The sequence below is a fragment of the Pseudoxanthomonas sp. 134C1 genome, assembly GCF_057773065.1.
In genome coordinates this window covers 829092-850693 of sequence record NZ_JBYMTH010000001.1, presented here as the reverse complement: position 1 = coordinate 850693, position 21602 = coordinate 829092, and the positions used below count along the sequence as shown (strand labels likewise).

General features: G+C 68.1%; 26 protein-coding genes. 18 read left to right on the top strand and 8 right to left on the bottom strand.

Annotated features, from left to right (window positions below; all coding sequences use genetic code 11):
- Nucleotides 1-110: 110 nt before the first annotated feature.
- Together AC3DEZ_RS03800 and AC3DEZ_RS03795 are read left to right on the top strand one after the other, a co-directional pair.
- The gene (locus AC3DEZ_RS03800) at nucleotides 111-434 is read left to right on the top strand and encodes a hypothetical protein (protein ID WP_488387016.1); all 324 of its coding nucleotides are present in this window, start codon (nucleotides 111-113) and stop codon (nucleotides 432-434) included.
- A 28-nt stretch (nucleotides 435-462) separates the two neighbouring features.
- Nucleotides 463-669, top strand: a complete 207-nt coding sequence (locus AC3DEZ_RS03795) for a twin transmembrane helix small protein (RefSeq protein WP_447104468.1) — start codon at nucleotides 463-465, stop codon at nucleotides 667-669.
- 57 nt (nucleotides 670-726) lie between these two features.
- Here AC3DEZ_RS03795 and AC3DEZ_RS03790 read toward each other — a convergent pair whose 3' ends face one another.
- The 4 genes from AC3DEZ_RS03790 to AC3DEZ_RS03775 form a co-directional block, all read right to left on the bottom strand.
- Nucleotides 727-864 (bottom strand): hypothetical protein, encoded by a 138-nt coding sequence (locus AC3DEZ_RS03790; protein WP_295383104.1) that lies wholly within the window; start codon nucleotides 862-864, stop codon nucleotides 727-729.
- A 100-nt stretch (nucleotides 865-964) separates the two neighbouring features.
- Nucleotides 965-1801 (bottom strand): helix-turn-helix transcriptional regulator, encoded by an 837-nt coding sequence (locus tag AC3DEZ_RS03785; RefSeq protein WP_488387015.1) that lies wholly within the window; start codon nucleotides 1799-1801, stop codon nucleotides 965-967.
- A gap of 6 nt (nucleotides 1802-1807) precedes the next feature.
- A complete protein-coding gene (locus AC3DEZ_RS03780; RefSeq protein WP_488387014.1) occupies nucleotides 1808-2137 on the bottom strand; it encodes a DUF2834 domain-containing protein in 330 nt (109 codons plus the stop codon).
- Nucleotides 2138-2320: 183 nt separating this feature from the next.
- Entirely contained in the window at nucleotides 2321-2782 is a 462-nt protein-coding gene (locus tag AC3DEZ_RS03775) for a hypothetical protein (RefSeq protein ID WP_488387013.1), read from the bottom strand.
- 130 nt (nucleotides 2783-2912) lie between these two features.
- Here AC3DEZ_RS03775 and AC3DEZ_RS03770 point away from each other — a divergent pair, with 130 nt between their 5' ends.
- The 8 genes from AC3DEZ_RS03770 to AC3DEZ_RS03735 all read left to right on the top strand — a co-directional run bounded on the left by AC3DEZ_RS03770 (nucleotide 2913) and on the right by AC3DEZ_RS03735 (nucleotide 11133).
- The gene (locus AC3DEZ_RS03770; protein ID WP_488387012.1) at nucleotides 2913-3422 is read left to right on the top strand and encodes a class I SAM-dependent methyltransferase; all 510 of its coding nucleotides are present in this window, start codon (nucleotides 2913-2915) and stop codon (nucleotides 3420-3422) included.
- 81 nt (nucleotides 3423-3503) lie between these two features.
- Nucleotides 3504-5474: a pyridoxal phosphate-dependent decarboxylase family protein gene (locus AC3DEZ_RS03765; protein WP_488387011.1), complete on the top strand. Its 1971-nt coding sequence runs from the start codon at nucleotides 3504-3506 to the stop codon at nucleotides 5472-5474.
- Nucleotides 5471-5854, top strand: coding sequence for a putative zinc-binding protein (locus tag AC3DEZ_RS03760; RefSeq protein ID WP_488387010.1), 384 nt, complete (start codon nucleotides 5471-5473; stop codon nucleotides 5852-5854). Before AC3DEZ_RS03765 ends, AC3DEZ_RS03760 begins: the two co-directional genes overlap by 4 nt.
- A gap of 154 nt (nucleotides 5855-6008) precedes the next feature.
- On the top strand, nucleotides 6009-6797 hold the full coding sequence (locus tag AC3DEZ_RS03755; protein WP_488387009.1) for a DUF3348 domain-containing protein: 789 nt from the start codon (nucleotides 6009-6011) through the stop codon (nucleotides 6795-6797).
- Nucleotide 6798: 1 nt separating this feature from the next.
- The gene (locus AC3DEZ_RS03750) at nucleotides 6799-8895 is read left to right on the top strand and encodes a DUF802 domain-containing protein (protein WP_488387008.1); all 2097 of its coding nucleotides are present in this window, start codon (nucleotides 6799-6801) and stop codon (nucleotides 8893-8895) included.
- Complete coding sequence (locus tag AC3DEZ_RS03745) at nucleotides 8892-9554, top strand: OmpA family protein (protein ID WP_447104458.1); 663 nt, start codon at nucleotides 8892-8894, stop codon at nucleotides 9552-9554. Before AC3DEZ_RS03750 ends, AC3DEZ_RS03745 begins: the two co-directional genes overlap by 4 nt.
- Nucleotides 9544-10173 carry a DUF2894 domain-containing protein gene (locus AC3DEZ_RS03740; RefSeq protein WP_488387007.1) on the top strand — a complete coding sequence of 210 codons (630 nt, stop codon included), beginning with the start codon at nucleotides 9544-9546 and terminating at the stop codon, nucleotides 10171-10173. The genes AC3DEZ_RS03745 and AC3DEZ_RS03740 overlap by 11 nt, the downstream gene beginning before the upstream one ends.
- Before the next feature lie 171 nt (nucleotides 10174-10344).
- The gene (locus AC3DEZ_RS03735; protein WP_488387006.1) at nucleotides 10345-11133 is read left to right on the top strand and encodes a hypothetical protein; all 789 of its coding nucleotides are present in this window, start codon (nucleotides 10345-10347) and stop codon (nucleotides 11131-11133) included.
- A gap of 64 nt (nucleotides 11134-11197) precedes the next feature.
- On the opposite strand, the gene AC3DEZ_RS03730 is transcribed toward AC3DEZ_RS03735, so the two are convergent.
- Together AC3DEZ_RS03730 and AC3DEZ_RS03725 are read right to left on the bottom strand one after the other, a co-directional pair.
- Nucleotides 11198-12769, bottom strand: coding sequence for a serine hydrolase (locus AC3DEZ_RS03730; RefSeq protein WP_488387005.1), 1572 nt, complete (start codon nucleotides 12767-12769; stop codon nucleotides 11198-11200).
- 59 nt (nucleotides 12770-12828) lie between these two features.
- The gene (locus AC3DEZ_RS03725; protein WP_488387004.1) at nucleotides 12829-13155 is read right to left on the bottom strand and encodes a hypothetical protein; all 327 of its coding nucleotides are present in this window, start codon (nucleotides 13153-13155) and stop codon (nucleotides 12829-12831) included.
- 105 nt (nucleotides 13156-13260) lie between these two features.
- Here AC3DEZ_RS03725 and AC3DEZ_RS03720 point away from each other — a divergent pair, with 105 nt between their 5' ends.
- From AC3DEZ_RS03720 to AC3DEZ_RS03685, 8 genes are all read left to right on the top strand, one after another.
- A complete protein-coding gene (locus AC3DEZ_RS03720; RefSeq protein ID WP_488387003.1) occupies nucleotides 13261-13860 on the top strand; it encodes an RNA polymerase sigma factor in 600 nt (199 codons plus the stop codon).
- Entirely contained in the window at nucleotides 13857-14327 is a 471-nt protein-coding gene (locus AC3DEZ_RS03715) for a hypothetical protein (RefSeq protein WP_488387002.1), read from the top strand. The genes AC3DEZ_RS03720 and AC3DEZ_RS03715 overlap by 4 nt, the downstream gene beginning before the upstream one ends.
- Nucleotides 14328-14585: 258 nt before the next feature.
- Entirely contained in the window at nucleotides 14586-15260 is a 675-nt protein-coding gene (locus tag AC3DEZ_RS03710; protein WP_488387001.1) for an ABC transporter ATP-binding protein, read from the top strand.
- Nucleotides 15244-16227, top strand: coding sequence for an HlyD family secretion protein (locus tag AC3DEZ_RS03705; protein WP_488387000.1), 984 nt, complete (start codon nucleotides 15244-15246; stop codon nucleotides 16225-16227). The genes AC3DEZ_RS03710 and AC3DEZ_RS03705 overlap by 17 nt, the downstream gene beginning before the upstream one ends.
- The gene (locus tag AC3DEZ_RS03700) at nucleotides 16224-17210 is read left to right on the top strand and encodes an HlyD family secretion protein (RefSeq protein ID WP_488386999.1); all 987 of its coding nucleotides are present in this window, start codon (nucleotides 16224-16226) and stop codon (nucleotides 17208-17210) included. The genes AC3DEZ_RS03705 and AC3DEZ_RS03700 overlap by 4 nt, the downstream gene beginning before the upstream one ends.
- On the top strand, nucleotides 17207-18505 hold the full coding sequence (locus AC3DEZ_RS03695; protein WP_488386998.1) for an efflux RND transporter periplasmic adaptor subunit: 1299 nt from the start codon (nucleotides 17207-17209) through the stop codon (nucleotides 18503-18505). The genes AC3DEZ_RS03700 and AC3DEZ_RS03695 overlap by 4 nt, the downstream gene beginning before the upstream one ends.
- Nucleotides 18502-19767, top strand: coding sequence for an ABC transporter permease (locus AC3DEZ_RS03690; protein ID WP_488386997.1), 1266 nt, complete (start codon nucleotides 18502-18504; stop codon nucleotides 19765-19767). The genes AC3DEZ_RS03695 and AC3DEZ_RS03690 overlap by 4 nt, the downstream gene beginning before the upstream one ends.
- Nucleotides 19768-20011: 244 nt before the next feature.
- A complete protein-coding gene (locus AC3DEZ_RS03685; protein ID WP_488386996.1) occupies nucleotides 20012-20410 on the top strand; it encodes a VOC family protein in 399 nt (132 codons plus the stop codon).
- On the opposite strand, the gene AC3DEZ_RS03680 is transcribed toward AC3DEZ_RS03685, so the two are convergent.
- Both AC3DEZ_RS03680 and AC3DEZ_RS03675 read right to left on the bottom strand, forming a co-directional pair.
- Complete coding sequence (locus tag AC3DEZ_RS03680; protein WP_488386995.1) at nucleotides 20373-20702, bottom strand: hypothetical protein; 330 nt, start codon at nucleotides 20700-20702, stop codon at nucleotides 20373-20375. The two genes, AC3DEZ_RS03685 and AC3DEZ_RS03680, sit on opposite strands and share 38 nt — an antisense overlap.
- Nucleotides 20703-20766: 64 nt before the next feature.
- A complete protein-coding gene (locus tag AC3DEZ_RS03675) occupies nucleotides 20767-21507 on the bottom strand; it encodes a phytanoyl-CoA dioxygenase family protein (RefSeq protein WP_488386994.1) in 741 nt (246 codons plus the stop codon).
- Nucleotides 21508-21602 lie beyond the last annotated feature (95 nt).

Here is a 21602-nt window from a genome sequence, read left to right as displayed (position 1 = left end):
GAATGCCGGATCTGATCCGGTTTTTCGAAAAGGATTCTGATTCTTGGAGAACTGCACCGCAATCCCTAGGATCCCATCCAGACTTCTCCCCTCTCCGCGGCCCCGAATCCATGAACGCGCAGGTCGAACTCAATCTGGCCCTGATCCTGTTCCTGCCCTGGTTCGCCATCCTGGCGGCGCTGTACTGGATCTACCCGCGCCAACCGCGCGGCACCGGCCGGCGCCTGTTCGACACCGCCGCGCTGGTGCTGGCCACCGCGCTGTCGGCCTGGGGCATGCATTGGGGTTTCCTCAATGCCGATCCCGATGCCGGCGCGATCTGGAAGCAGGTGCTCGCCACCTCGGTCGCCTACGGCCTGTTCCTGATGGTGATGACCCTCGCCATCGCCGTGCGGGCATGGTGCATGCCCGCCATTCCCGCGCGCGCCCGCTGACGCGCGCCCACTTCACCGGACCACGTCCATGAAACTCCTGCTCATCCTCGGCTTCCTCGGCATCATCATCTACAACCTCGGCGCCGGCCTGTACTACATGCTCGTCGACACCGGCGGCAGCAAGCGCACCGTCAACGCGCTGACCCGGCGCATCGGGTTCTCGGTGGCGCTGATCGTGATCGTGATGATCGGCATCGCCAGCGGCTGGATCCAGCCGCACGGCGTGCTGAACTGATCCACGGCCGACGGCTGGCGCGCTTCCGCTGCGCGCCACCCGACGGGCCGCCGGCGTTCAGCGGCGCGCCTCGGCCTCGCGCAGCTTCTGCGCGCATTCCTCGCAGCACACCTCGACGGTATGGCCGCCGATGCTGACTTCGATGGCGTTGCCGTCCAGCGGGTAATCGCAGACGGCGCAGGTCTTCTCGCTCATGACACGCTCCTGTGGATGCCCGGCCAATCCGGGCATGCACAGGAGACCATCGCGATGATGGCGGCGCTGTCGGATTCTTTAGCGATTCAAGCGCGCGCGTTCACGCGCTTTTGGCCAGCGCCGCGCGCCGGAACGCCGATGGCGTCCGGCCATGCACCTGCTTGAACGCCGCGGCGAAGTGGCTGTGGCTGGAAAAGCCCAGATCCTGCGCCAATGCCGAAATGTCCTCGCGGGTGACGACCAGATCCAGCGCGCGCGCCAGCCGCAGGCGCAGGTGATAGCGGTGCAGCGGCATGCCCTCGACCTGCTGGAAAACCTGGGTGAGATACACCGGCGAACCCCCGATTTCCGCGGCGATGTCGGCCAGGCTCCAACGCCGGCCCAACTCGCTTGCCAGCAGCACCTTCACCCGATCCACCAGCCGGCGACGTGCATGGGTGGCGCCGGGGGCATGGCGGGTGCGCGGCCCCAGGCTGCGGCACAGCAGGGTCAATCCCAGGCTCTCGGCTTCCAGCATCTCGATCGCGCGATGGCGTAGGCTGTGGCGCAGCAGCGCCACCAGCGCCTGCGCGCGTGGGTCGATGCGCAGCGACTGCGTGTTGAAACCGGGCGCGTCGCGCCGATGCAACCGATCGGCCGGGGCCAGTTCGCGCAACAGCTCCGGTCTCACCGAAAGCACCAGGCTGGCGTCGCCGCCGCTCACCGGATGGCTGACCTGATAGCCCTCGCCGGCATTGAAGAACAGCACATGATTGGCATCGGCCACCGATTGATCGCCGCCGACGTGGCGCAGGTACAGCCCGCGATACGGGAACACCAGATGGGTGACGCCCGCGCACTCCTCCGCGCTGCGATGGCGGCACTCGCCCCGGCACAGCACATCGCTGACCGTGACGGGACCGGTATCCAGCAGCGGATGGACGGTGAATTCGGACATGCTCGATCAACGTGTCGCCAACGGCAGCCGCATCGCCAGGTGACGCTCGCGCAGCCACAGGAACCAGGGCAACGCCAGTGACACGCCCACCGACAGGCCCAGCAGCGGCAGCCACCAGCGGCGCATGCCCAGTCGCCGCCCTTCGACGGCCATCAGCACGATCACCGCGATGCCCGACACCAGCACATCCGCCCAGGCGAAGCCGGCGATCGGGGTGGCGAATGCCTGTCGCGCCAGCAGGGGCAGGTCGAAGCCATGTTCGGCCAGCCACGGCCACAGCCACGAGAGCGGCCAGAGCGTTCCCAGCAGGCACAACAACGCGTAGACGGTTCGCATGTCCTCATCCTGGCGGGTCGATGCGCCGATGATAGGCCCCGGCCCCTTGGCGCCACCACGGTCGATTGAAACCGCTTCCTGCCGGACGCGCTGTCGAAATCTTTAGCGGTTTCCCGGCCCTGCCCGGTGAAGCGGTATCAGGCCCCTCGAATTCGCTCCGTGCGGGCCACTCTGTCAGCGCATTCAGTCGCCAGCCCCTGGCAGCTTCAACACGGATACCACGCACAGCGTCCCCGGCCATTGGCCTCCGTGTCCCCGCGACTTCGCAGTAAAGATACCCGTCAGTTGGACACGTTGTCGGCTGTACTCGGCATCGATACCGCGTACCCAGATTTGCTTGTCGAAATCACCACTGTAGATCTCTGCCTCGGGCTCCGGATGCAGCGCGGCGTGCTCGAAGTAGTCGTAGTAGTAGCCTTCCACACGGAGGAATGTCCCTTCATATGCGGTGGGTCGGGCTGCGAGATCCGCCAGTTCCACTGTCTTGGCCGTTCCTCGCGCGGGGGGACATTCTTCCAGTGCCGACCCCGACCAGTCGTACTTCTTCGCAGGGACATCTTCCACCCGGTGGCAAGCCGTCAGTACGGTCATTCCCAACAGGATCAGGCAGGCATGACGAAGCGGCCATCCGGTGAATATCCTCATCCTTCCATCATCCTTGCCTGGTTGCGAATGTTGCAGCCTCTCCCGGGGACCGGGATGGATGCAAGCAGCAATGTGCGACTGCGCCACCGCATCCCCCGGGTGTCGATATAGTCCGGTGCCGGAGGTCCGCATGACCCGCCCCTTTCCACACCGTATTCGCTGGGCCATCGAAGGTCTGGACCTGTCTCCGGGTCAGCGCGTGCTCGAGATTGGTTGCGGGAATGGCATGTCCTGCATGCCGATTTGCGAACGGATCGATGCCGGCCGCTATCTCGGGGTCGATCGTTCGGACAAGATGATTGCCGCGGCCCGCGACCGAAATGCGGCCTGGGCGGAGCGAGGCATGGCGAGTTTCCAATGCATGGACGCCACGTCACTGGACAATCCCGATGCCCGTTTCGATCGCATCCTCGCGATCAACGTCAACCTGTTCTGGCGGCAAGCCGATGCCGCGCTGGAGCGCCTGTGCCCGCTATTGGCGCCGGCGGGCAGGCTTCATCTGGTTTTCGAACCGCCGGACGTCGCTCAACTCGATGCCATGGCGCGCGCCTGCTCCGATGGATTGCTTCGGCATTCGTTCGGGGCGGCGACGATCCGGCGAGAAGGCCGCTGCCTGGAACTGCGGGTCGGACCGGGCTGATTGTCACAGGCGTCCCTCGGTAGCCCGCCCGGTTTGATCTGGATCAGGGGCAATCGCGCCGCCTTGGCCTAGGCTCGCGCCATGACGAATCCCGCCCCGGTCCCCTTTTCCGTCGACGCCAGCGCCGAAGCCGAGCGCCGCGTGCTCGATGCCTGTTTCCTCGGACCCTATGCCGAGAACGACACCCTGCTGGAGAAGCTGGTGGTGGAGTTCCTGCGCGATCACGTGCATTGGCGGCGCAATTTCCATCCGGAGGATCCGCCGGCGATCCCGACCCGGGCGGCGCAGCATCCGCAATACCAGGCGTTCGAGGCGCGCATGCGGCGCGAGCTGCATCGGCTGTCGGCGGCGCTCAAGCAGTCGGTACCGTTCCACAGCCCGCGCTACATCGGCCACATGGCCTCGGATCTGCTGCTGCCCGGCCTGGCGGCGCAGGTCCTCACCCTGCCCTACAACCCCAACAACGTCAGCGAGGACGCCGCGCCGGTGACGGTGCAACTGGAGGTGCAGGTCGGCCTGCAACTGGCGCGCATGCTGGGCTATCCCGACGATCCGGCCCGCCCGGACTGCGCGTTCGGCCACCTCACCTCCGGCGGCACGCTCGCCAACTACCAGGCCCTGCGGCTGGCGCTGGCGCTGAAGGCGTTCCCGGTCGCGCTGCTCGCCGCGGGCGTGCCCGATCTCGATCTGCCGGCCGACGACGCGCAGGCCTTCAACCTCGGTCCCGCGGGCGGCATCGCCCTGCTGGAGCATTGGCGCCGGTGGCTGCGCCAACAGCCGGTTTCCGAACAGGCGCGCTGGCGCGAGCGGGTCGCGCAGGCGCGCATCGAACAACTCGGTCTGGTCGAGTTCTTCCGTCGCCATCCGACCCTGCGGGTGCCGCGCGTGCTCGCGCCGATCACCGCGCACTATTCCTGGAGCAAGGGCCTGAAGATGCTAGGTCTGGGGCGTGCGCAGCTGGAACTGCTGCCCACCCGCGACATGCGGCTGGACCCGGACGCGCTGGAGGAAACGCTGGAGACCTGTCGGCGCGAAGGCCAATCCGTGCTGATGGCGGTGGCCGTGCTCGGCAGCACCGAGTACGGCACCATCGATCCGGTCGACGCGGTGGTCGCCGCGCGTGATCGTTCCACCGCGGGCGGCCTGGGGTTCAGCGTCCACGTCGATGCCGCCTGGGGCGGTTACCTGACCGCGCTGTTCCGCGCGCCCGACGGCGGCCTGCGTACGTGGGAAGACATGCGCCACGAGTACGAGACGTTCCCGCAACCGGAAGTCCATGCCGCGTTCGCGGCGCTCGCCGAGACCGATTCGGTCACGGTGGATCCGCACAAGCTCGGTTACCTGCCTTATGGCGCGGGCGCTTTCATCTGCCGCGATCATCGCGCGATGGAACTGTTGTCGGAACAGGCAGACTACGTATTCCATCCGGACGCGCAGGACGACTATCTTTCGCGCTACCGGCAACTGGGCCAGTTCATCCCGGAAGGGTCCAAGTCCGGCGCCGCCGCCGCCGCGGTCTACGTCACCCATCGCGTGTTGCCGCTGGATCACGCGAACTTCGGCCTGATGCCTCGCCAGACGGTGCTCGCCACCGAGGCATTCCAGGCGCGCGCGCGGCGGTTCGCCGACGACATGGCCGGTCGTGTCACCGCCGTGGTGCCGTTTCCGCCGGACAGCAACCTGGTCTGCCTGGCGCTCAACCCGCACGGCAACCGCGATCTGGCGTACGCCAATGCCTTCGTCCGCCGCCTGCACGATCAGCTGCGCTGCGATACCCGGCAACCGCTGCAGGTGAAGCAGTTCTTCGCTTCGATGACCACGCTGCGGCGTTCGGTCGTCGGCGAAGCGCAGATGCAGCGCATCCTCGCCGAACTGGGCATCGATCCCGCGACGCTCGGCGACACCGACGACACCGACCGCCTGGTGATCCTGCGGCACACGCTGATGAATCCGTACCTCATCGATCGCGAGAACGGCATCAGCTACATCGACCTCTACTTCGACTATCTGGCCACGCATTTGCGCGCACTGGCCGGGAGCGCGACGCCATGACCCGAACCCTGCCGCTGGTCTATTCCTGTTCGGGCTGCTCCAGCGCCGCCCAGATGGCCAACCAGATGGCGCTGTGGCTGGACCGCGAAGGCGAAGCCGAAATGTCCTGCATCGCCGGCGTCGGTGGCGGGGTGGCCGGCCTGGTGCGGACCGCGCAGGCCGGGCGACCGGTTCTTGCCCTGGACGGCTGTGTCCTGCATTGCGTGAAGGCCTGCCTGGCCAACGCCGGGGTGCGCGCGGACCTGCACGTCACCCTGTCCGAGCACGGGGTCAGGAAGCGGCGCCACGCGGACTTCGAACCCGAACAGGCCCGGGCCGTCTATCTCCGGGCGGTGCTGCCGCCACTGCGCGCCCTGCGGGGCGGGCCCCCGGCGGCCTGACCGGCCGCCTTCCGCCCCGCTCCACAGGGCCGGGGTGGCCGGGGCGGTCCCCGCCGCGCGCATGGTCGAGGCCGCTTCCCGCGGGCGGACGGAGATCCGGGGGGCGGCGGGCCGCCCCGACCGTGTAAAATGTGCGTTTTTTCAGCCCCACCGAATGTTGGAAGCCCCCCAACGGGCGGCGGTCCGTGGCCCGACGTTCATCCGTCTGCTGGCCCGTCTGACGGACGCGGACGTCCCCTCCCCCAGACAATCGCTGTCGGACCGGTTGAGCCAATGGATCGACTGGACGCACGCCGTGGCCCTGTCCACCGCGCTGGACAGCCGGCCGGAGCCCGATCCGTTCGCCGAGCCTGCGCCGGCCACCGCGATGGAGGAGGATTGTTCGCGCGTGCGCGCCGCGCTGACCCGCGCCATCGCCGACGATCCCGCATTCGCCCCGACGGCGCGGGGTGCCGCGCGCGCAGCCGAGAGCACCGGGGAAGCGCCCGGATTCCTGTTCTTCCGCCAGCGCTACCTGGCCCTGCAGCAGAGCATGGACACCGCCATCGGGCACCTGCGCAGCCGCCTGCGCGACCAGTTGGCCGATCGCTCGGTCGAACTGGCCCGCCTCGCCGCCGTCGACGCGGTGATGGAACGCGCGCTGGGCCGGCGCGAACGCCGCCTGCTGGTCGCCGCGCCAACCCTGCTCGGATCCCGTTTCGAACGCCTGCGCCTGGCCGCGCAGGCGGATTCTCCCGATACCTCCATCGATACATCCTCCGACCCGACCGCCGACACGCCGGCCAACGCACCGAAACCGGACGCCACCGCTCTCCGCGCCCCGGATGCGTGGCTGGAGACATTCCGCCGGGACATGCGGAACCTGCTGCTCGCCGAACTGGATGTCCGTCTGCAACCGGCCGAGGGGCTGCTCGCGGCCCTTCGCACTCACCTGCCTGGATAACATGCTCAGAAACCTGCTCAATCCCGCCGTCTTCCTTGCCGGCCTCGCCGCCGTCTGCTGGATCGCCGCGGGTTATGTCGGCGCCAATCCGCTGGCCCTGTCCGTCACCCTGCTGATCGGCGCCTGTTATGTCGCCGGCGGATTCGAGCTGTACCGCTACCGTCAGGCCACCGCCACGCTCACCGGCGCCGTCGCCGATCTGTCCTCGCCGCCGGCCGGCCTGGCCGATTGGCTGGCGCGCCTGCATCCTTCCCTGCGCCATCCGGTGCGCCTGCGCATCGAAGGTGAACGCGTCGCGCTGCCGGCGCCGGCGCTGACGCCCTACCTGGTCGGCCTGCTGGTCCTGCTCGGCATGCTCGGCACCCTGCTCGGCATGATGACCACGCTGAGTGGCACCGGCATGGCGCTGGAAAGCGCGGCGGATCTGCAGGCGATCCGCGAATCGCTGGCCGCGCCGGTGAAGGGATTGGGTTTCGCTTTCGGCACTTCCATTGCCGGCGTCGCCACCTCGGCGATGCTGGGCCTGCTGTCGGCGCTGTGCCGCCGCGAACGCCTGCGGGCGCTGCAACCGCTGGACGCCGCCATCACTTCGACTCTGCGCGTCCACTCGCAGGCGCACCGGCGCGAGGAAGCATTCCACCTGTTGCAGCGACAGACCGACGCCATGCCCGCCCTGGTCGATCGCCTGGAAGCGATGATGGCCGCGCTGGAACAGCAGGCCCGCACCGCCAACGATCAATTGCAGGTCCGCCAGGACGCGTTCCACGAGCGCACCGAAGCCGTGCATGCGCGACTCGCCGCCTCGGTGGAAACCTCGCTGAAGGAAAGCGTCGGCGAAAGCGCGCGCGCCGCCAGCGCGGCATTGCAGCCGCTCATGGAAACCACGATGTCGGCCATCGCGCGCGAGACGTCCGCGCTGCATGGCACCCTCCACCAGGCGGTGCAGCAGCAGTTGGACGGCCTGTCGTCCGGCTTCGCCACCACCACCACCACGGTCGCCGATCTCTGGCGCCAGGCGCTGGCGGAACAGCGTGAGTCCAACGGCGCGCTGGTGCGGGATCTGCGCGGTTCGCTGACCGGGTTTGCCGGCACCTTCGAACAGCGCTCGTCGGAACTGCTGGAGAGCGTCTCCACGCGCTTCGACACCGCCACCGGCAACGCCGCGGACGCCTGGAACGGCACGCTGTCCCGGCAGGCGGAGGTCAACGAGGCGCTGGCCGAGCGCAACCAGCAGGCGCTGGACGCCGCCACCGCCCGCTTCGAACAGCATGCCGCTTCCCTGGTCGGCCACGTGCAGCAGTCGCATGCGGATCTGCAGGCCGCGCTGGAGGCGCGCGATCAGCAGCGCCTGTCCACCTGGAGCGACGCGTTCGGCGCGATGACCGACGCGCTGGGTCGGCGCTGGGACCAGGCCGGCGAACAGGCCGCCAGCCGGCAGCAGGCGATCTGCGACACCCTCGCCACCACCGCGCAGGACATTTCCACGCAGACCCAGGCGCACGCGCGCGACACCATCGCCGAGATTTCGCGACTGGTGCAGACCGCTTCGGAAGCGCCCAAGGCCGCCGCCGAAGTCATCGCCGAACTGCGCCAGAAGTTGTCGGACAGCATGGTCCGCGACACCGCCATGCTGGAGGAACGCAGCCGCCTGCTGGAAACCCTGCAGACCCTGCTGGACGCGGTCAATCACGCCTCCACCGAACAGCGCACCGCCATCGACGCGCTGGTCACCACGTCGGCGGATCTGCTGGATCGCGTCGGCACCCGCTTCACCGATCACATCGAAGCCGAGACCGGCCGGCTCGGCGACGCCGCCAGCCAGGTCACCGCCGGCGCGGTCGAAGTGGCCGGGCTGGGCGATGCCTTCGGCGCGGCCGTGCAGCAGTTCGGCGAATGGAATGATCGTCTGGTCGAGCGCCTGCAGGGCGTCGAGAACGCGCTGGACAAGTCGCTCGCCCGCAGCGACGAACAGCTTGCCTACTACGTGGCGCAGGCGCGCGAGGTCATCGACCTGAGCATGCTGGCGCAGCGCCAGATCATCGAGGATCTGCAACAGTTGTCGGGTCGACAGGTGCCCGCTGAAACGGAAGCCGCATGAGCGCGGACATCGAAGCCGACGTCGAATCGAGCACGCCGATCTGGGCCGCCTTCGGCGATCTGATGTCGGTGCTGCTGGGTGTGTTCGTGCTGATCCTGGTCGGCGTGATCGGCGCGCAGATGCAGCTGTCGCATCGGCTGGACGAGGAAGTCCGCCAGCGCCAGATCGAGGCGCAGCGGCGCAAGGCGCTGGAGCAGGCGTTGGCGGTGCCGCTGGCCGAAGGTCGGGTGACCCTGGTCGACGGCCGCATCGGCATCCGCGGCAGCGTGCTGTTCGCATTGAACTCCGATCAGCTGCAGCCGGAAGGCCAGGCCCTGCTGAAAAGCCTGGCGGGCCCACTGGCCGACTACCTGCGCGCACGCGACGAGATCCTGATGGTCAGCGGCTTCACCGACGACCGCCAGGTGCGCGACGGCAATCGCCAGTTCGTCGACAACTGGGACCTCTCGGCCAACCGCGCGCTCACCGTGACCCGCACCCTGATCGTCGAGGGCGTGCCGGCATCCTCGGTGTTCGCCGCCGCGTTCGGATCCGAACAGCCGGTCAGCTCCAACGGCAGCGAGGAAGGACGCGCGCGCAACCGGCGCGTGGAAATCGCGCCGATGCCGCGGCCGAAGGCGGCCGCCGCATCCACCACCGACGATACCCATGGGCGATAACGGCGCGCCGCTTCCCGCCGGCACCGAAGCCACGGACGGGCGCGCTCCGGTCGTGGTTCCGGTACGCCAGCTGATCGCCGAGGCGCTGGCACGCCGCGCCACCGACCAGGGTGAAAGCGTGCAACGCCTGCTCGACGCGCGGCTGGCGACGCTGCGTGCCACCCGCGCGGAACCGGAAGCGATGCCGGCACCCGGAGCGGGTACACCGCTTCATTCCGCACTGGGCGCGCTGCTCGATCACATCGCCGAACAGGCCGCCGTGCGCGACAGCGAGCAGTTGGCCGCCGGTGCTCCACCGCGTCCGCCCTTTCCGGAAGTGGCGCAACTCGAAGGCGCTCGCCGGCTCTGGTCGAAAATCCGCGCCGAAAGCCAGCTGCGCGAATCGCTGGAAACCGCCCCGACCGATGCCGGCCCGCTCAACTCCGGCCGGCTGGTGCACCGCGCGATCAGCCTGATGCGCGAGCAGTCGCCGGGCTACCTGCAATCGTTCCTCTCCTACCTCGACGCACTGGCCTGGCTGGAGCAGATGAGCGACGGCGGCGTGCTGGCGAGCGAGGAAGCACCACGCACCGCGGTCGAGACCAAGCGTCCCCGCAAGCCGCGCAAGCGGCGCGAGTAGACGTTCCATCGTGCGATGCACTGCTCCGGGCATTGTGCGTCGTCGCGACACGTCCAGGATGATCCGCTGCGAGCATTCGCGCGAATTTTTAGGATTTTTCCCAGGGACGCGTCATTCTCGTCCCACCATACTCGACCGCCACAGACACAACGATCCGGCCGAGGACACTTCATGCGCCTGCCCACATGGGATCAGTTCAGCGGACTGTTCGAGCATCCCGGAAGCGACGCGGTACGCAAGGCGCGGGCTTCGCTGAAAGCCGACTATCCCGAAGAACTCGACGGATACGGCGACGAGCACGACTACCTGGATCTCTTCCGCCACGTCTTCGAGATCGTCATTGATTGGCGGCAAGGCATGTCCTCGCTGCTCGAATGCCTGGAAGAATGGCTTCCACCCGGCGAAATCCAGGTGGAGGCAGACGATGACGACGAGCACGCCACGGTCCGTTTCGCCGGACGCACGTGCGAGTTCCATTGGCCGGGATTCCATCATGAAACCTTCGGAGAAGACCTCACCGCCCTGGAAGCCCTGTTGCGCGACGCCTATGTTCTTCGCGTGTTCTACGAGGGCGGTGCCAGCGATTCCTGGGAGTTTCTGGTGGTACCCGCCAACCTATGGACCCGTGCCGAGAAACACCATGGCCTAGCCAGGATGTCCGTGATCCTCAAGTCGCACGAGAGCGTATTGCCGCTGGACGAGCCCTTTGACGGCTCGCTTCGCTACCAGGCACCCGCCCTCGCTTCAAGCCCTCCCCGTCGTTTAGGCCTGCTCGTCTTCCTGGGTGTCTGCGCTGCCTCGTCAATTCCCCTCATGAACATCTACAAAAGCTACAACCGGGCAAAAGCAAACCAGCCGATATCGTGCGAGCGCATGAAAATCAATGTACTGGGGAAATTGAAACCGGAACAGGCTGACATGCTGATTGAGAATATGCGCAAGCGTTCGCAATGCATCTAGTCATCAAGCCGTGGAAGCGGACCTGCGAATGTGCCTACGACATGACGTCCCCCCTCACGAAAATTCATCTCGCGCCGTTTGATATCGACGTTTTCGAGAAAGACGGCGACACGGATCCGACCGACGGTTCTTGCAGCGCTGCCACGCTCCGCTTCCGGAACGCCATGCCGTCGAAGGCAATCGACTCGACCCGGGCATCCTTCACCGTGAAGGCCAGCAGCTGGCCGCTGTTGGGCGCGAATTCGACGCGCACGTGGTCCGGCTGCTCGGCACCGGTCGCCATCGCATCCAGCCGGCCCCAGCGGATCCGCAGGCCGTCCGGACCTTCGCGGGTGACCACCATGTCGCCCAGCAGGGCGTGTCGATAAGTACCGATGTAGCGCTCGCGCGGCGCCGACAGGTGCCAGGCGCGCGCGCGGATTTCTTCCCGCTTCGCCAGCGTGTTCCGGCGGAAGGCCCGCGCCTTTTCCTGCAGTTCCGAGAACCGGCGCGTGGAGGTCGTGGCGATGTCCGTTTCGCCGAGCAGCAGGCCGTACACGTGGTCGGCGATCAGGTTGGTCAGCTGCGCGCCCAGCGTGTCCTCGTTGTTGAGCACGACCAGGCCGATGCCTTCCACCGGCATGAATGACAGGTGCGCATGGAAGCCGGCGAAGCCGCCGAAGTGGTGCAGCATCGTCCGGCCCTTGTAGGGCCCGGTGTACCAGCCCCAGGCGTAGCCGCTGCGCTTGAAGTCCTGGTACTTCGCCTCCAGTCCGATCCGGGTCTGGTGCGAACGCAGGATCGTCGCCGCCGGCAGGCCGCCGGCGCGCGCATCCGGAAACTGCGCCAGCAGGAACCGCGCGAGATCGGGCGCGGTCGAAACCAGCCCGCCCGCCGCCTGCATGGTGTCGTCGGACTTGGCGAGGTACAGCGGCACGCGCGGATCTTCGGAGGCGAACGAGTAGGGCTTGGCCAGGGTCCACCCGCCGGCCCGCGCGCGGCTGATCCAGGCGGTCGTGTGCCGCATGTCCAGCGGCTGGAAGATGGCGCGCTCCAACTGCGCCTGCCACGGCGCGCCGAACCGCGCGTCCATCCAGACACTGGCGATGTTGTAGCCCACGTTGGTGTACTTGAAGGTACCGTGCGCCGCTTCCGGATCGGCCGCCGACAACCCCACCAGCGCGCGCCGTGACGCCGCGTCGTGCACGCCGCTGAACGCGGTCGCCCAGACCAGCGGTGGATTGTCCACGCCGGAACCATGGACCAGCAGATCGCCCAGGGTCACCGCATCGGCATCGAAACCGGCGAAGCGCAGATCCGGGAACATCTCCCGCATCGACATGCGCATGTCCAGTTGCCCGGCATCTTCCCTGAGCAGCGCGTTGAGGGCGAAGAACGGTTTGGTGGCCGAGGCGATGTAGAACACGCTCTCGCGTGTCACCGGCGTGCGCGCCGCGATGTCGGCGTCGCCGAAGTAGCCTTCGTAGATCACCTTCCCGTCCTTCACCACCGCCACCGCGGTGCCGGAGGAATGCGCGGTGGCGTCCTTGGTCTGCCGGATGAGGCGGGCCAGCGGCGCGAAATCCGGTTCGGCGGCGGACGCCGGCGCGGGGACGGCCGCGACCCAGACGGCGATGGCCGCCAGCAAGTGCTTCATGATCGTTTTCCGATGAAGGAAGGAGACGCCGCCGCGGAGCCGCGGCGGCGTAGGCCGGGTCAGCGGCCGCGGCGTTCCAGCAGGTAGTAGGCGACATTGCCCAGGCCGGTGGCGCCGAGCAGCAGCGCGATGGTGCCGGGCGTGATTTCCTCGGCGCCGATCAGTTCCACTCCGGCGAAGCCGAGCGCCAGCGCCAGCATCACGCAGCCCCAGTGCAGCGAGGCCTGGCGGCGGCGGGTGGTCTCGCCTTCGAGCAGCGAGCGCACCAGTTCCTCGGAACCGCGCGATTCGATGACCCGGCGGCGCGTGTAGGCGTCGACCACGGTCTTGATGGAATAGACGATGCCGATGATCAGGGTGATCGGGATGAGCAGTTCGAAGTTCATGACGGTACCGGAGGGATGGGTTGTCGATTGGGATACGGCCGGGAGCGCACCGGTTGCACTTCCGGCGGTTGCAACCGTTCGTCCCTCCGGCGTATCCCTATGCGGATGCCCGCCCTTGTCTCCTCGCCCGATACCGCCCCGCAGGCCGACCACGATCTGGTCGCGGCCGTGCTGACGGGCCGGCGCGGCGCCTTCGAGCAACTGGTGCGGACCTATCAGGGCCTGTGCTGGCGCATCGTGGACGACATCGTGCGGCACCCGGACGATACCCGCGAGCTGTGCCAGGAGGTGTTCCTGCGCATCCATCGTTCGCTGCACCAGTACCGCGGCGACAGCGCGCTGAAGTCGTGGGTGGCGCAGGTGGCCTGCTCGGTGGCGCTGCGGCACATCGAACGCAAGCGCCTGCCGCTGGCCGATATCCGCGAGGACGAGGATGGCCTCGCCCCGGCCGAACGCGTCAGCGACGGTTTCGATCTGGAGGCGGTGACGGCCGACGAGGACATGCAGGCGCATCTGCATGCCGCCATCGACGCCCTGCCGCCGCTCCAGCGCATGCTGCTCACGCTCTACCATCTGGAAGAAATGCCCATCGGCGACATCGCCCGGTCCACCGGGCTGGCCGAAGGCACCATCAAGAGCCACCTGTTCCGCAGCCGCAAGCGGTTGCGCGAGATTCTGGAAGCCCGCATCGGAGTTCCCGCATGAATACCCGCGACAAGAACACGTTCCATGAGGGCGCGCCCTCCGAACCGGCGTTCGACGCCACCGAATGGGATCAGCAGGAGCGCGGCCGACGGGCGGCCCGTCAAGGCGACGACGACGGGCTGGACGCGCGCGCGCGCGACTACCGCGTCGTGGCCCGCGCCGTACAGTCGCGCCCGCGCCGCGAACCGCCGATGGATTTCGCGGCGGTGGTCGCCCGCCAGGCCGCCGAACGCGAAGCCGGCATCGAGCGCCTGCTGTCCCGCTGGCTGGCGGTCGCGCTGGTGATCGTCCTGGGCATCGTCGGCGTCCGCTACGGCGCGGCGGTCTGGACGGCCTTCCAGCAGGCGCTGGGTGACGCGGCCACCGGCTGGGTCCTGCTCGGCCTGGCCTGCGCGGGCCTGTCCTGGGCCTGCGCCCGGATCCAGACGTTCACCGCGCAGGCGCGCACCGCGCGTCCGGCGGCCTGATCCCGAAAGCGGCGTCGCCGCGACACTTGCGTTTCCGGCCCGCCTGCACGCGTACCGGGCGCAGGACGGCGTGTTTCTTCTGCCCGGTCACTCCAATCGCCGGGCACCATGACCAAAGGGACTTGATGCTCCCGGCCGGTCCGCTGAAATGGCGGGCTGGAACACAACATCCGATGGCGCCGATGCGGGCAGGCGACGAAGGGGAACCTTCGCGCCCGGCCGGAGGTCGGTTGCCAGTCGGACCTCGGGGGAGCGGGAATGATTGAACTGCATGGCGTGCAGCGCCACTACGCCATGAGCGGGCAGACCGTGAAAGCGCTGGCAGGCGTGGACCTGCGCATCGAAAGCGGCGAATTCGTAGCCATCACCGGCCCGTCCGGGTCCGGCAAATCCAGCCTGCTGAACATCCTCGGCTGCCTGGACCACCCCAATGCGGGACGCTACCTGTTCGAGGGCCGCGACGTGGCCACGTTCGACGACGAGGCCAGCAGCGACCTGCGCAACCGGCGCATCGGCTTCGTGTTCCAGAGCTTCCACCTGCTGCCGCGCCTGACCGTGCTGGAGAACGTGCTGCTGCCGTTGCGTTTCCATCGCCAGCCGCCGGCCGAAACCCGCGAGCACGCGATGACCCTGCTGGACCGGGTCGGCCTGGCCGAACGCCGCGACCATCGGCCCAGCGAACTGTCCGGCGGCCAGATGCAGCGCGCCGCCATTGCCCGCGCCCTGCTGCTGCGGCCGGCGCTGCTGCTCGCCGACGAGCCCACCGGCAACCTCGATTCGCGCAGCGCCGCCGACGTGCTGGCGCTGATCGATGAAGTCCATGCCGGCGGCCAGACCGTCGTGCTGGTCACCCACGACAACGACATCGCCGCGCGCGCGCCGCGCCAGGTGAAACTGCGCGACGGGAGGGTCGAGCATGACGCGCTGCAATAAGTCCGTGCTCGCCGGCCTGTGCCTGGCCGCGCTGGCCTCGTCCGCGCACGCGGTGGTGCTCACCGGCGAGGTGCGCGCGATCGACGCGCAGCAGATCCTCACCCCGCAGTCGAACAGCTCACCGGTGGTGGTCCGCTACTACGTGCCCGAGGGCGAACGGGTGAAGAAGGGCGACGTGGTGCTGCGCATCGACCCGGGCCAGTCCGCCAGCCGCATTCCCGATCTGGACGCGGAGATCGAACAGACCCTGGCCAAGAACGCCAAGGACGTGGCCGAACTGCAGGTCAAGGCGGTGCAGGCGGAAACCGAACTGGTCGACGCCGAAGCCGAACTGGCCACCGCGAAGCTGGACGCGCGCATTCCGCGCGAACTGATTTCCGCGCTGGATTACGACCGCTATCAGGGCGATCTGGATCGCACCACCCGCGAGGCCGCGCTCAAGCGCAAGCAGCTCGATACGGCGCGCGCCGCCGTGCAGCGCAGCGTCAGCGACGGGCAATTGCAGGTGCGGAAGCTGGAACTGCAACGCGACTACCACACCGCGATGGTGCGGACCTCCGAGGTCAAGGCCGATCGTGACGGCGTGGTCGTGCACGGTTTCAACAACAACTGGATCGGTGGCCGCATCGACGAAGGTTCCTCGACCATGCCCGGCAGCAAGGCCGGCGAGGTGGTGAGCAGCGGGCGGATGAGCGTGCGCGCATGGGCGCTGGAACCGGATCGACGCGGCCTGAAAATCGGCCAGCCGGTGGACCTGAGCTTCGACGCCGTGCCCGGCAAGCGCGTGCCCGGCCGCATCGAATTCATTTCCGGCGCGCCCGAGCGCAAACCCGAATGGGGCGAGGGCCGCTACTTCACCGTCGACGTGACCCTGGACGCCCACACCCTGACCCTGATGCCCGGCATGAGCGTGCGCGTGATCGCCCGACCGCAGGCACCCGCCGCGACCGGAGGCAAGGCCCGATGAAATCCGCCCGCACTTCCCTGCGCGTTTCCCTGTTCGTCCTCGCGCTGGCCGCCGCGCCGCCGGCGGTCCAGGCCGCCACCCTGCGGGTGGATGGCGAGGTCTACGCCCAGCGCAGCTCCCAGCTGATACCACCGTCGGTGGATCGCATGTGGCAGTTCAACATCACCCAGCTCGCGCCCGATGGCAGCGCGGTGAAGAAAGGCGACATCGTGGTGGCCTTCGACACCAGCGATCTGGTTCGCCAGCTGAGCGAGAAGCAGAGCCTGCTGCAGGAGAAGCAGCGCACGCTGGAGAACCTCACCCTGGATCTGGCCGAGCGCGAACGCAGCCAGCGCCTGACCACCGCCGAGGCCGAGGCCAAGCGCGACAAGGCGCGTCGCAAGACCGAGCAGCCGCGCGAACTGATCGCCGCGCTGGAGTACGACAAGCTGGTCGAGGAACGCCGCCGCACCGAACGTCTCGCGGAACTGGCCCGGATCGCCGAACGCGCCGCCGCCGAACAGCGCCGCCAGGAACTGCGGCTGGTGAATTCGGAACTGCGGCAGGCCCAGGCCGACGTGACCCGGTTGCAGGCCTCGATCGCCGCGCTCAACCTGCCGGCGCCGCGCGACGGGGTGATCATGCACAAGAGCAGCTGGAACGGAGAGAAGTTCGATGTCGGCTCACAGGTCTGGCGCGGCCAGACCGTGGCCGAGATTCCCGACCCGACCACCCTGGCCGTGCGCGCGCAGCTGCCCGAGCGCGATCTGCAGCGTGTGAAGATGGGCGTGCCCGCGCGCATCGTGATCGAAGGCGGCGGCGGCAGTGTCCACCGCGGCCAGGTCGCCGGCATCGGGCGCGCGGTGCGCAGCAAGTCGCAGGTGCAGCCGGTGCCGATTCTGGATCTGGACATCCGCCTGGATGACGCCAAGGCGAAGCTGCGCCCCGGCCAGGCGGTTCGGGTGGAGTTGACCGTGTCGGATGTCGCCGGAGGTGCCAAATGAAGCGCTGTCGGCGAGCCGGCCTGATGCTGGCGCTCGCCTGCGCCCTGGCCGCCTGCGGCAAGTCCGAGGCGCCGGTCGCCACCGAAACCGTCGCGCCGGGCGCCCTGCGCATCGCCGTGCGTGGCGAGGGCGAGTTGCGCTCGGCCAAGCCGACGCCGCTGATGGTGCCGGGCGAGAACTGGACCGCGCGGCAGGTGGAATGGATGCTGCCGGAAGGTTCGCTGGTGAAGAAAGGCGATCTGCTCGCGCGCTTCATCTCGCCCGATGGCGAGCAGCAGCTGGCGCAGGCGATGATCGATCTGCAGCGCAACGCGCTGGCGCGGATCGCGAAGGAAGGCGATCTGGACTCGGCATTGGGCCGGGTGGAAGTGGATCTGTCGCAGGTCGCCGTGCAGTTGGGCATCGCCCAGCGCTATGCCGAGGCGGATCTGAGCACCGTCGCGCGCAACCAGGTGCTGGACGCCATCGAGGACAAGGAATACCTGCAGGTCCGCCAGGGCACGCTGCAATGGCAACGCGATCAATCCGGCGTGCGCGGCGATGCGGAAATGGCGGTGCTCGACGCGCAGCGCGCGACCTTCGACATCAATGCCAGGAGCCGCAAGGCGGATCTGGACGCACTGGAACTGCGCGCGCCCAACGACGGCGTGCTGGTGCTGTCGGCCAACTGGTCCGGCGACAAGCCCATGGTCGGCGCCAACCTGCGCGCCGGTTTCGAGTTCGGCAACCTGCCGGACACCGGCGCGATGGAAGTGGAGATCGATCTGCCGCAGATCGAGGCGCAGGGCGTGCAGGTCGGCGATGCGGTGGTGCTGCACCCGCTGGGCCGGCCGGATCAGCGCATCGAAAGCAAGCTGTCGTGGGTCGCCAGCGCCGCCAAGGTCCGCAATCGCGAGAGCCCGGTGAAGTTCCTGTCCATGCGCGCGCCGGTGCCCGCCGCCGCGGTGGAGCGCCATCGCCTGCTGCCCGGCCAGCGCTTCGAGGCCACCGTGATGTTGCTGGATGCGAAGGACGCGATGGCGGTGCCCAACGTCGCCATCGAACAGCGCGATGGCCGCCATTGGGTACGACTGCGACAGGGTGGCGACTACATCGCCCGCGAAGTGAAGCTGGGCGTGCGTGGCACCGCGCGTTCGCAGGTGCTGTCCGGCCTGAAGCCCGGCGACCAGGTGCGGCTGTCGCAGGTCGAGGTCCCCGCACCCGGGGACGATGCGAAGGATGACGCGAAGGAGGCCGGCAAGGACACCGCGCCGGTCGGCGAAAGCGCCGACGACAAGCAGGAAAAGAAAGCATGAGTGGCGCTCCGCTGAAGGGACTGTTCAACCGCCTGCCCACTGTCTGGCGCGAAGCCGTGGAAGAACTGTGGCGGCGACGCCTGCGCACGCTGTTGACGCTGCTGGGAATGATTTTCGGCGTGGGCGCGATCGTGGCGATGCAGGCCGTCGGCGAAGGCAGCCGTCGCGAAGCGCTGCGGCTGGTGGAGGGACTGGGTCTGCACAACCTGATCGCCGAGGCCAAGCAGCAGGACGAGGACACGCTGAAGGAAACACGCGAGCGCAGTCTCGGCCTGACCGTGGCCGATGCCGAGGCCGCGCGCAGCGTCGTACCCGGCGCCGAGCGCCATGCCGCCGAGAAGATCATCCGCACCCATACCGTGTTCAGCGATGCCGGCCGCAGCGATGCGCAGGCCAGCGGTGTCAGCGCCGACTGGTTCGGCCTGTCGTCACTGCGCGTCCGCGACGGCCGCGCCTTCGGCGCGGAGGACGAGGCGATGCTGTCCTCAGTGGCCGTGCTCGGCCACCAGGCCGCCGCGGATCTGTTTCCCGGGGGCGACGCGGTTGGCGGCCTGATCAAGGTCAACCATGTATGGCTGGAAGTGATCGGCGTGCTCGCCGACCGCGATCTGGGCCAGGACAATTTCGAAGGCGTGCAACTGGGCTCGGAGAGCAACCGCATCTACGTGCCGCTGGCGAGCGCGCGCGCGCGTTTCCGCTTCCAGCCGCAGGAGGACGAAGTGGATCGGTTCCTGCTGCGGCTGGATGATCCGACCCGGCTGGCGGCCGGCGCCGGCGTGCTGGCGGCGGTGCTCGACCAGCGCCACGCCGGCATGGCGGACTACCAGTTGATCGTGCCGCAGCAACTGTTCCAGCAGCACCAGCAGACCCAGCGCATCTTCCAGGTGGTGATGGGCGCGATCGCCGGCGTCAGCCTGCTGGTTGGCGGCATCGGCATCATGAACATCATGCTCGCCAACGTGCTGGAACGTCGCCGCGAGATCGGCCTGCTGCGCGCACTCGGCGCGCGCCGGCGCGACGTGATCGCGCAGTTCCTGCGCGAGGCCACGGTCATCTGCATCGCCGGCGCGGTACTGGGCCTGGTGTTCGGCGGCGTGCTGGCCTACCTGATCGCGATGTTCGCCGGCTGGCAGGTCGCCTGGGCCCCGCTGCCGATCCTGCTTTCGGCGGGCTTCTGCGCGCTGGTCGGCCTGGCCTTCGGCGTGTATCCGGCGCGGCAGGCGGCGCAGCTGGATCCGATTGCGGCGCTGCGGCACGATTGAAGCCGACTTGGCTCCCTTTGGAAAAAGGGGGCGACGCCTGCGAAGCAGGTGACGGGGGATTTGCTCTTCGCGATAGAAGCGAATCCCCCTCAGTTCCCCTTTTGCAAAGAAGGAGGCAACCGCCGGATGGCTGATCAAGGGGAGGCAAAAGCTGCCATGCTTTTCCCGGATCCCGGTTTTCAACGGCCACACGGCCGGTCATCCCGAATCCCGAATCCCGAATCCCCAATTTCCAATCCCCGCCATGCACGCCAAACACATCACCCCCATTCTCAACGTCTCGGACATGGAAAAGAGCTTCGCCTGGTTCAAGGCGCTGGGCTGGGAGAAGTGCTGGGACTGGGGCAGCCCGCCGACCTTCGGCGCGGTCGGTTCCGGCGAATGCGAGATCTTCATGTGCCTGGACGGACAGGGACACCGGCAGGATGCCGGCGGTCCGTTGATTGAGACCGGTGGCGTGTGGATGTCCATCTGGGTCGACGACGTGGACAGCATCCACCGGACCTGTCTGGCGAACGGCATCGAAGTGACCTGGCCACCCACGGACGAACCCTGGGGCGTGCGCGAGATGCATGTCCGCCATCCGGATGGACATGTGTTCCGGATCAGCCAGTCGAGCGAAGGCGAGAAGCCCGAGGACTGAACGTCCTGGACAACAGCAGCAGGAGCAGGCCCAACGCAACGAAGAGCGCCGCGCTGGCCACGTGCACGTCGAGGCTGGTGTCGAGGGTGTCGATCACCTGCAGTCCCACGCGATGAAGACTTGCCGCGCGGCGTCCGGGCGCTCCCGCCTCGACCAGGTGCGAGAAGTCGCCATGCAGTCTCAGCGGTGAACCGAGATGCAGCGAGGCCTCTCCCGCCCATACGACGAAAATGATCAGGCCGAAGCCTGCCGCCATCGACAGGACTCCCGACAACAGACAGAGGGTTCTCATGGCCATTCCCGGGGGCGGTTGCCGTAATTCATATCGGGTGGCGCCGGGCATCCTGCGCATGGCATCAAGCGCCGAATCGCCATCGCAATCCATGCGGAAGCACGCGTGGCCCGAACACGAAATGCAGCACGCGGCGCCGGCTTCCCCCCGTGGCCCGGGAAGAGGCGTGCAACAACAGCGGCCGCATCGCCATGACCGAACCCCGCGTCGCAACGCACGCCACTTCGCCATGCTCGGCGCGGCACCGCAATGCGGCTCCCGGATCAAGCCGACCCAGCCGGTGCGAACCTGGCACTACACGGAGCGGTCCATCGTCCACGCCGCAATCATCCAGATGCAGGCGGACCGCGATCAGTTGCCGGAGCAGCGCCACCGGCGGCTGCACGTGCAACACGCCGTCCTTCTCCGACCAGCCCGCGAGTTCCGGATGTTCCACCCGCGCGGCGACCGGGATGCCGAGGTCCTGATGCAGGGCGACCAGCCAGTTGGTGGACGCGGACTTCTCGAAACGGATGCACTGGACCGCCGCATGCGCCGCCGGGATCAGCGCCGCCACGCGCGGGTGCCGCCGGATCCCCCGCGCGATGTCGGCACACCAGGGCTGTTCCAGCAAGTGCCGGCTTCCGGGTCCGTCGGAGGACGGGACGAGTCGCGCGATGCGCGCGCACGCCTCCTCCGCCAACACGTCCGCGATGACGGCGAAGCCGGCCTGATCGAACCCGTGCCCGATTCCGGCCGCGCAATCCGGCGCAGGGAGGGAATCGACACCGGTTCGGGAAAGGAGGAGATCGGCGGACGCGTTCACGGACTTCCTTCGCTGCGTTGTGACTCCGCGGATGACATCGACCCTCCGCAGACTGGCGCCAGCCTATCGCGCCGCGTCGCCGACGCCACGGATCG